This window comes from Pseudorhodobacter sp. W20_MBD10_FR17, assembly GCF_052119765.1.
Lineage (GTDB): Bacteria > Pseudomonadota > Alphaproteobacteria > Rhodobacterales > Rhodobacteraceae > Pseudorhodobacter.
Genome location: NZ_JBGQOQ010000069.1, coordinates 1 through 8,917, shown reverse-complemented (window position 1 = coordinate 8,917; position 8,917 = coordinate 1). Strand labels below are relative to the sequence as shown.

Sequence of the window (8,917 nt, the reverse complement as noted above, 5' to 3'; positions counted from 1 at the left end):
CTGTCTCGCAACAACAAATCAACCAGATACGCCGCCAACCTTCAAACCGCCCAAACACCAGATTCAGTCATAGCTCCGAAAACGTTAGGCACAGCAAACGCGAAGAAGATGCCTGCTTTAAAGACGCTGCAGATGGAGCAAAGCGCACTTAATCAGATTTTCTACGATGCAATGGAACGCGGGCGCATGCAGCAAATTGTTAAGATGCGTGTTGCAGCAACTGACAAAACACCAAGCAGGCGCGCAGGATTTGACTCTGGGAGCGAGTATTTGGTGCTGGTGCGTAACTTGCGCAGTTACAGGGACTGCGTTGGGCGGTTTGCAAGCGAGGGGCTAAACGCGTGGCACAAATTGCATCGTGCACAGCTGTCCTACTTCATCATGTTTTTGCTGCACAGTGGCTTGCGCGTTGGTGAAGCGCGGGAAATGCGTTGGAGTGACATTAAGTTCGATATTGAAGTTGAGGGTGAAGAAGCACGCATTGCGGAAGTGCGGGTGCCTGCATGCGCGAGAGGGGGGCAGATATCATGCCACATCTCCATGCAACGCTGCTCTAGCCAATCATTCAGCGCATCGAGATTGGGAAACTCAGGCATAGCCCTGCGTGATTTGCACGCAAATCCCTTCCGGGTAACAGCATGCCAAAACCTATGGCGAGCATCCCGGACATTCTTCTCAACCTGGCCGCCGCCATTGGGCTTGAACCAATGGCGCACCAATGGCTTGCCCCATCCAGCCGCCGGGTTGCAGAAGCCGTTCATTGAGGCGCCATTGGTCCGAGCCCAATGGACGGCGGCCCGAACACATAGTGGTTCGTCATGGCCAGAAAGCGCATGTTGATTTGCCGCTCTTTGCCGCGCCCGACACGGTCAACGGCGGTGCGCATGTTGTCATAGATGCCACGTTCAGGCACGCCGCCAAAGACACGAAACCCATGCCAATGTGCGTCAAATAGCATCCGTTGCCCGGCAGTGCATTTCTGCAAGAAATGCCACGAGAGGGTCATGGGTTTGGAGCAAATAGGCGCGGATCAAGAATGCGCGGCTATGCGATAGCTTGATATGGGCCACTTGCAGTTTGGTGCGTTCACCGGCCAGAACCGCAAAGTCCCAAACTCACTTGAACGGGGCCAATCGAATTGGAACGCCTCTCCAGGACCGAAAGTCAGAGGCACAAACGTTCCGCGCCCTGTTGTCTGCTGCTCACGCTGCCGATCGGCCCGCCAATCACGAGCAAACGCGGCCACACGACCGTAGGACCCAGTGTAACCCAGATTCACCAAATCTTCATAAAGCTGCTTCGCTGTTCGCCGCTGCTTGCGCGACTTGCCCGCCTCCGTCTTTAGCCATCCGGTCAGTTTGTCAGCAAAAGGATCAAGCTTGCTTTGCCGCTCTGGCGTCGTGAACTGCGGCTCAATCGTGCCCGCGTTCAAATGCTTAGTGATCGTATTGCGCGACAAACCGGTGCGGCGCGAAATCTCCCGGATCGATAGCTTCTCGCGCAAAGACATGCGCCGAATTATGTTCAAAAGTCCCATGTGTATCACTCCATTGCTCCCCGTGGCGCAGCGCGCTGGGGGAAGGGTCACATGGCTCAATTCTCAGTGGAAATTATTCGCTAAACCGGCTCACTTCTAAGTGGAAATCAACAGTGGTGAGCTTGATGAAGCAATTGAAACTATGATGAAATTCAGAAAGACAGCTGGATTTGAAAGCAAGCGCAGCGAGCGTAAAGTGGTAGCAGGAAGTTAGCAGGATTTTTTGGTTCAGTGTAACATATTGATAAGTATATTTTTATTGATCCATCCGAATAGCCAAGCGTTAATCTCTGGCGAGCAAATTGCTCAACAAAAAACGAAGGGGTCGCATTTTCGCGGGTCCTTTTTTATGGGTGGCAGCTTGCTGCGCAAGCACGGCTGTGGGCTGATTTTTCGGCGGGTTTGTTATTACGCGGTCACATTCGCGGCCACCCCAATTATACAGCTTAGCCCATCGGAAAAAGTACTGTAACGCGCCATTTGCATGCGGTTTAGCTATCGAGTGCGACGAAAAACGCCCCCGTCATTGCGGGGGCGTGAGAGTTTCGGGTACAAAAGCATCTCGTCGATTGATTTGTGCTAACTTAAGAGTGCCCCCGCGTGGGTTAAACCACCCGCGCGCCTTCGGTTGATGGGCCGACGTTTTGGCGAAACACTTCAAACAGCTCTCGCCCGATGCCATGCGTGTTGCCCGACAGGTCTGCCTCGGCCAAGGGGCGGCTATCGAGATCAACACCAACGGCTGTCAGCGTGCCGGCATCTGCATCCAGCCGCACGATATCGCCATCGCGCAGGCGGCCAATCGCGCCACCACAGGCCGCCTCGGGCGACACATGGATCGCGGCAGGCACCTTGCCCGACGCACCCGACATCCGGCCATCGGTGACCAAGGCCATCTTGTAGCCGCGGTCTTGCAGCACGGTCAGCATTGGCGTCAGTGAGTGCAATTCCGGCATACCATTGGCGCGCGGCCCTTGGAAACGCACGACAACCACAGTGTCGCCTTTGAACTCATCTGCGCGGAAAGCGGCTTTCACGGCTTCTTGGCTGTGGAAAATACGGGCAGGGGCTTCGATGATATGGCGGTCGGGGGCTACGGCCGAAACCTTGATCACACCACGGCCCAGATTGCCCGATAGCTGTTTCAGCCCGCCAACAGGGGCGAAGGGCGTGGCTGTAGGGCGCAGGATTCTATCGTTCAGCGTTTCCGCAGCACCCTTTTCCCAGACCAGCGTATCGCCTTGCAGCTTGGGTTCTTGGCGGTAGGTATCCAGACCTTCGCCCAGAATGGTCTTGGTGTCGGGGTGCAACAGGCCCGCATCGAGCAATTGCCCGATCATAAAGCCAAGGCCGCCAGCGGCGTGGAAGTGGTTCACGTCGGCCAAGCCGTTGGGATAGACCTTGGCCATCAGCGGCACAGCGTCTGAGATTTCGCCGAAATCTTCAATATCAAGCATCACGCCCGCTGCGCGTGCCATGGCAGGCAAGTGCAGCACAAGGTTGGTGGAGCCGCCCGTCGCCATCAGCCCGACGATGCCGTTCACAAAGGTGCGCTCGTCCAGAATTTCACCCGCAGGGGTAAAGTTGTTGCCAAGGGCTGTGATCGCGGCTGCACGTTCCACGGCTGCCCCTGTCAGCGCCTCGCGCAGGCCATTACCGGGGTTCACAAAGCTGGAACCGGGCAGGTGCAAGCCCATGAATTCCATCAGCATTTGGTTGGTGTTGGCAGTGCCGTAAAAGGTGCACGTGCCTGGCCCGTGATAGCTGGCCATCTCGGCGGCCATCAATTCCTCACGGCCCACTTTGCCTTGGGCAAAGGCGTTGCGCACGGCGGATTTTTGATCGTTCGGAATGCCTGAAGGCATTGGCCCTGCTGGCACGAAAACTGCCGGAATATGGCCAAAGGTCGCCGCAGCAATAATCAGGCCGGGAACGATTTTATCACAAACGCCCAAGTACAGTGCCGCATCAAACACATTGTGCGATAGCGCCACGCCCGCAGCCAGCGCAATCACATCACGCGAAAACAGCGAGAGCTCCATCCCCGGTTGGCCTTGGGTTACGCCATCACACATCGCAGGTACGCCGCCTGCCACTTGGGCCGTGGCACCTGCCTTGCGGGCTGCGGCGCGGATCAGATCGGGGTAGCGCTCATACGGTTGGTGCGCTGACAGCATGTCGTTATAGGCGGTCACGATGCCAAGGTTTGGCTGGCGGTCAGCAACCAATGCGTCTTTGTCGGCGCCCATCGCCGCATAGGCATGGGCTTGGTTGCCGCAAGACAAATGCGCCCGCGCAGGCCCCTTGGCGACCGCTGCCGCCATTCGCCCCAAATATTCCCCCCGTGCTGTCGCTGATCTTTCGCGGATACGGTCGGTTACGCGGTCAATCGTGCTGTTCAGGGACATATCGGGCCTCTTTGGATGTGCGTGGGTGTTGCGATATTGTTAGCGCTAACGGCAGCAAAAGAAAAGGGAAAACACGCGCAGGCGCAAAATCAGCGGTGCATTCGTGATGCAGCCTAACAGACGGGCTTTCGCAGGTCTATAAAACGCGGTAGGACAGGGGCATGAATAATAGCACCTCTTCGCATGATAGCGACTCCGCAAACACCGGGCCGAATGATCGGCCCACCGTCCGTCTGAAACCAAAGGCCGAGGCGCGGGCAATCCGCCACGGTTTCCCTTGGGTCTATGCGGATGAGCTGGTCACTGACCGGCGCACGCAAAAAATGGCCGCCGGTACGCTAGCGGTTTTAGAGGATGGCGATCGCCGCCCTATGGGGCTGGTGACTGTAAACACCAACTCGAAAATCATCTGCCGGATGCTGGATCAAAACCCCGAGGCGGTGATTGACCAAGCATGGCTTGAGGCGCGGATCGGCCGTGCGCTGGCCATGCGTGAGCGGCTGTATGACGCCCCCTTTTACCGGCTGGTGCATGCCGAGGCCGATTATTTGCCCGGCGTGGTGATTGACCGGTTCGGTGATACGGCTGTGATTCAGCCCAACGCCGCATGGGCCGAGGCGCATATTGATATGCTGGCTGCCGCATTGATGGCCGTAACGGGCGTTAAGAACATTCTGAAAAACGCCACGGGCCGCGCGCGCAGCCTTGAAGGGTTGAATGAGGAAACTGTCGTGATCGCCGGCGCGATTGACGGCCCGATCCCTGTGCCGATGAACGGTGCGGTTTACATGGCCGATCTGATCGGCGGGCAGAAAACCGGCTTGTTCTATGACCAACGCCCCAACCACGCCTTTGCCGCCCGATTGGCCAAAGGCGCGCGGGTACTGGATCTGTTCTCGCATGTCGGCGGCTTTGGCCTTGCGGCTTTGGCGGGCGGTGCGACATCGGTTCTGGCGGTTGACGGATCTGCGCCAGCACTGGCTTTGGCTGAACAAGGCGCGCAGGCCTCGGGCTTTGCCGACCAATTCACCACCCGCCAAGGCGATGCCTTTGCCGTGCTAGAGGCATTGGCAGCCGAGGGCGCGCAGTTTGACGTTATTATCTGTGATCCACCGGCTTTTGCGCCTGCAAAACCGGCGCTTGAGGCGGGTTTGCGGGCCTATGAACGTGTGGCGCGGCTTGCGGCACCTTTGCTGGTACCGGGTGGTTATCTGGGGCTGTGTTCGTGTTCCCACGCGGCCGATCTGAACGCGTTTCGCAACGCAACCGGTCGTGGCATTGGCCGGGGTGGGCGGCGCGGGCAATTGCTGCACACAGGCTTTGCCGGTCCCGACCACCCGATGCTGCCGCAGCTGGCAGAATCGGGTTATCTTAAGGCGCTGTTCTACCGGCTCGATGGGGCGGCTTGACGGTTGAAGCTAACGCTTGATGCCTGCGTCCTGTTTCCAACAGTGATGCGAGAGGTCCTGCTGGCTGTCGCTGCGCAGGGCCTTTTTATGCCGCTCTGGTCCGACCGTATCATTGGCGAATGGCAACGCGCCGCGGCCCGCTTTGGCCCAGAGGCCGAGGGCGAGGCACTTGCGGCCATTGCACGCGCCCAAGACGGCTTTCCCTCCGCCCGCATCAAACCCCAGCCGGGGCTAGAGGCGCGGCTGCATTTGCCCGATGACAATGACATCCACGTTCTTGCCACCGCCATTGCGGGCAACGCCGATGCAATTGTGACACTGAACGCCAAAGATTTTCCGCGCGGCACGCTGCAAGCCGAAGGGCTGGACCGCCGCGACCCAGACGGGCTGTTGTGGGAGCTGTGGTCGCATAACCCCGAGCAGGTGGAAACCGCGCTGGAACGCGTGCGCGCCACGGCCTCACGGCTGTCGGGTGAGGAAAAGGCGCTTAAACCCCTGCTAAAACGCGCCAAGCTAACCCGTTTGGCCCGCGCGATCGCCGCTGAATGACAAATCCTGTCACGCGGCAAGGTTTGGTTGCCAGCAACGGATTCCCTGCGTAACCTTTCATCACGCTCCTTATTATGGGTTCTGTGATGATGAACATTCAACGCTTTCTTTTGGTCTTTCTGCTGGTGGTTTTGCCTATGGCAGCAACGGCGCAGAGTGATTTGGCGAAAAGTGATTTGGCCCAAACCGATCTGACCCAAAATGCGTTGGTCAAAACGCTTGATCCCGATCTTGTACAACGCGCCCAAAATGGCGATGCCTATGCCGCCTATGAGGGGGGGTATTACCTATCGCTGACGTGGCAAGAACCCTATCTTGAGGCCGCTTTGGATTTCTTCACCGCAGCCTATAGCCGCGCCGACGAAACCGACAGCGGGCTGTACCTAAAGGCGCAATCGGCCTTGATGATTGGGCGGATTCGCGCTGCATTATCCGACTTTACCGATGGTTTGGTGTTTTCCGAACATGCCGAAGATATCGCCCGCACGCTGACCAATGACCCGAATGCGCCCGGGCTGGTGGGCACTGCGATGCTGGACCGGGCCAATAACCTCGCCAGCCAGTCACGCTATAAGGAATCGCTGGAGGTTCTTGAGATACTTGAGAATTTTTACCAAGAGCAGCCCGTCGTTGATGAGGTGAACCTGTCATATGTGCATTCTGCGCAAGGTTGGGCCAATCAAAGCCTTGGTCGTTTTGAGGGGGCGCTGAAAAGCTATGGTGCGGCGTTGGCTTTTTATGCCGGGCGGGATGGTTTGGCCGGACAAGATGTTTCTGCCACTTTGGCGATGATCGGTTGGGTCAAGCATCGGATGGGCGATTACAAGGGCGCCGAACCTTTGGCCCGCGACGCGCTGAAAATTCTTGAGGCAGAGCTTGGCCCGATGGCGCAAAACACCTCGTCGCAATATATCAACCTTGCTCTGACCCTGTTTGAACTGGAACGCCCCGAGGAGGCGATCGCCGTTGGGATGAGGTCGATGCCTTTTATCGCGGCCAATCGTAAGCAATCGCTCGATCATCAGCGCTGGTTGTTTGAACTGTTCGCCAAGGCTTTTGCCGCTCAGCAAAACCCTGAACGCGCGATTTTCTTTGGCAAACTGGCGGTCAATGCTCAGCAAGAAATCCGCGCCACCAACACCCGCGACAATGATGTGTTCACCAAAGAGTCGCAAAATGAATGGCGCCGCCTGTACCAACTGCTTGCCGATTTGCTGATCACCCAAGGCCGGATTTCCGAGGCGCAAGCCGTGCTGAATATGGAAAAAGAAGAAGAGGTGTTCAACTACCTGAAGCGGGACGCGCAGGCCGATATTACCAAAACCCGCGCCACGCTGAATGACCAAGAACTGACCGAGCAAGACAAGCTGGAGGCGCTGGCGGCCTTGCCGATCGCCGCCGATGCTGCTCTGCGTGCCCTGACCGATAAGCTGGGCACAACCGACCTGACCGAGGATGAAACCAATCAGGTTTTCCTGCTGCAAGACGCCTTGCAAAAGACCAGCGATCAGTTTGATGCGGCCGTCCTGGCCTTTCTATCTGACGTGGATACGGGCAGCAAAGAAACGCTGGAAAAACAATTCGATGCGACCGGAAGTTACCAAGCTACATTAGAGACCCTACCGCGCCCGACCGCCATTTTGCAAATCGCAACCTTGCCCGATGCGCTGCATCTTTTCGTCACTCTGCCCAGCCTGACCTTGCACCACCAAATCGCCATTTCCCGCGCCGATCTGGCGCGTGTGGTGTTTGAGACATTGCAAGCCATTGAAACGACGTCCCCGGACGCGCCCGAGAAACTGCACGCCCTACAACAACTGGTCTTTGCGCCGGTCGCCCAAGAGTTAAAGGACGCGGGCGTGGAGGTGGTGATGTTGAACCTTGACGGCTTTCTGCGCTATGTTCCCTTTGCCGCGCTCTATGACGGTGATCACTATATGATCGAAGATTTCGCCTTTGTGCAGTTTACCCCAGCGATTGAAACCCGCTTTATTCGGCCAGATCGGGCAGGGGCAAAAACTGCCGGCTTTGGCGTCACCGAGGCGCACCCCGGCTTTTCACCGCTGCCCGGCGTGCGGGCCGAGCTTGCAACCATTTTCGGCAGTGCGCAGGGCGAAGGCGTTCTGAATGGCACCACTGCGCTGGATGCCAGTTTTGATGAACGCAGCCTGAAAAAAACGCTGCTGAAGGCTCCGGAAATTCTGCATATCGCCAGCCATTTCAACCTGATGCCGGGGCAAGAGGATGACAGCTTTCTGCTGCTCGGCGATGGTGAACATTTGCCCTTGGGTAAAATCCGCAGCACCCGTGCGCTTAGTTTTAAAGGCATTGATCTGCTGACCCTCTCGGCCTGCCAAACGGCCCGCGGTACCGATGGCGATGGGGCCGAGATTGATGGTTTCGGAACCACCGCACAGCTAAACGGGGCAGGCGCGGTGATGGCCTCTCTCTGGCCGGTATCGGATGCGGCGACACCGATCCTTATGCGTGACTTCTATGCAGGGATTATGCAAAACGGCCTTGATAAGGCCGAAGCCCTACGCCAAGCGCAAATCAAAATGCTGCACAGTACCGATATTGCTGTTGTTGCAACCGACCGCGCCGCAGCCGCGCTGGATGCGCCCGAACCAAAGGCCAAAGCCGGGTTTGACCATCCCTATTTTTGGTCAGCCTTCGTGCTTATGGGAAATTGGCTATAGCAAGGGAGTGCTGGAGGCGGGCATCGCCGCCAGCTAGCTGTACCAGTTCATTGAAATGCGTGTCGATAAGTCGTTATATATCAGTGCATTAATGGATTGACTCGCTTTCAGCGGTAGCAATTTCGTGTATCAAAACGCAATAGTCTTCACATTTATGGTGGGTACTAAGTCAGGTAGGGGGTATTGAGTTGCCAAGGCGTGCGCGAGAAATGACTGCTATCGAGTTGAAGCGATTGAGCGAGTTATTGTCAAATCTGGTGTTTGAGGCTTGTCGGTCATGCGGCGATCTGGTCTGGGGTTGTGGCTTCAATTCCG

The 8,917-nt window shown here is 57.2% G+C and carries 4 protein-coding genes and 1 pseudogene; 3 read left to right on the top strand and 2 right to left on the bottom strand.

The window, feature by feature from the left end; translation table 11 throughout:
• Positions 1 to 521 precede the first annotated feature (521 nt).
• Both istA and edd read right to left on the bottom strand, forming a co-directional pair.
• Positions 522 to 1,537 (bottom strand): annotated as a pseudogene (istA, locus tag ACEN2J_RS20085) (IS21 family transposase); the annotation flags it as partial.
• A 605-nt stretch (positions 1,538 to 2,142) separates the two neighbouring features.
• A complete protein-coding gene (gene edd / locus ACEN2J_RS20080) occupies positions 2,143 to 3,945 on the bottom strand; it encodes a phosphogluconate dehydratase (protein WP_442108444.1) in 1,803 nt (600 codons plus the stop codon).
• A gap of 161 nt (positions 3,946 to 4,106) precedes the next feature.
• On the opposite strand from edd, the gene ACEN2J_RS20075 reads away from it, so the two are divergent.
• The 3 genes from ACEN2J_RS20075 to ACEN2J_RS20065 all read left to right on the top strand — a co-directional run bounded on the left by ACEN2J_RS20075 (position 4,107) and on the right by ACEN2J_RS20065 (position 8,602).
• The gene (locus ACEN2J_RS20075; protein WP_442108442.1) at positions 4,107 to 5,354 is read left to right on the top strand and encodes an RSP_2647 family RNA methyltransferase; all 1,248 of its coding nucleotides are present in this window, start codon (positions 4,107 to 4,109) and stop codon (positions 5,352 to 5,354) included.
• Between the two features lie 3 nt (positions 5,355 to 5,357).
• Positions 5,358 to 5,903, top strand: coding sequence for an RSP_2648 family PIN domain-containing protein (locus tag ACEN2J_RS20070; protein WP_442108440.1), 546 nt, complete (start codon positions 5,358 to 5,360; stop codon positions 5,901 to 5,903).
• 86 nt (positions 5,904 to 5,989) lie between these two features.
• The gene (locus ACEN2J_RS20065) at positions 5,990 to 8,602 is read left to right on the top strand and encodes a CHAT domain-containing protein (RefSeq protein ID WP_442108438.1); all 2,613 of its coding nucleotides are present in this window, start codon (positions 5,990 to 5,992) and stop codon (positions 8,600 to 8,602) included.
• Positions 8,603 to 8,917 lie beyond the last annotated feature (315 nt).

Bases quoted from the DNA above. Each gene is read 5' to 3' on its own strand.
- edd (WP_442108444.1), bottom strand. From the start codon at position 3,945: ATGTCCCTGAACAGCACGATTGACCGCGTAACCGACCGTATCCGCGAA.
- ACEN2J_RS20075 (WP_442108442.1), top strand. From the start codon at position 4,107: ATGAATAATAGCACCTCTTCGCATGATAGCGACTCCGCAAACACCGGG.
- ACEN2J_RS20065 (WP_442108438.1), top strand. From the start codon at position 5,990: ATGATGAACATTCAACGCTTTCTTTTGGTCTTTCTGCTGGTGGTTTTG.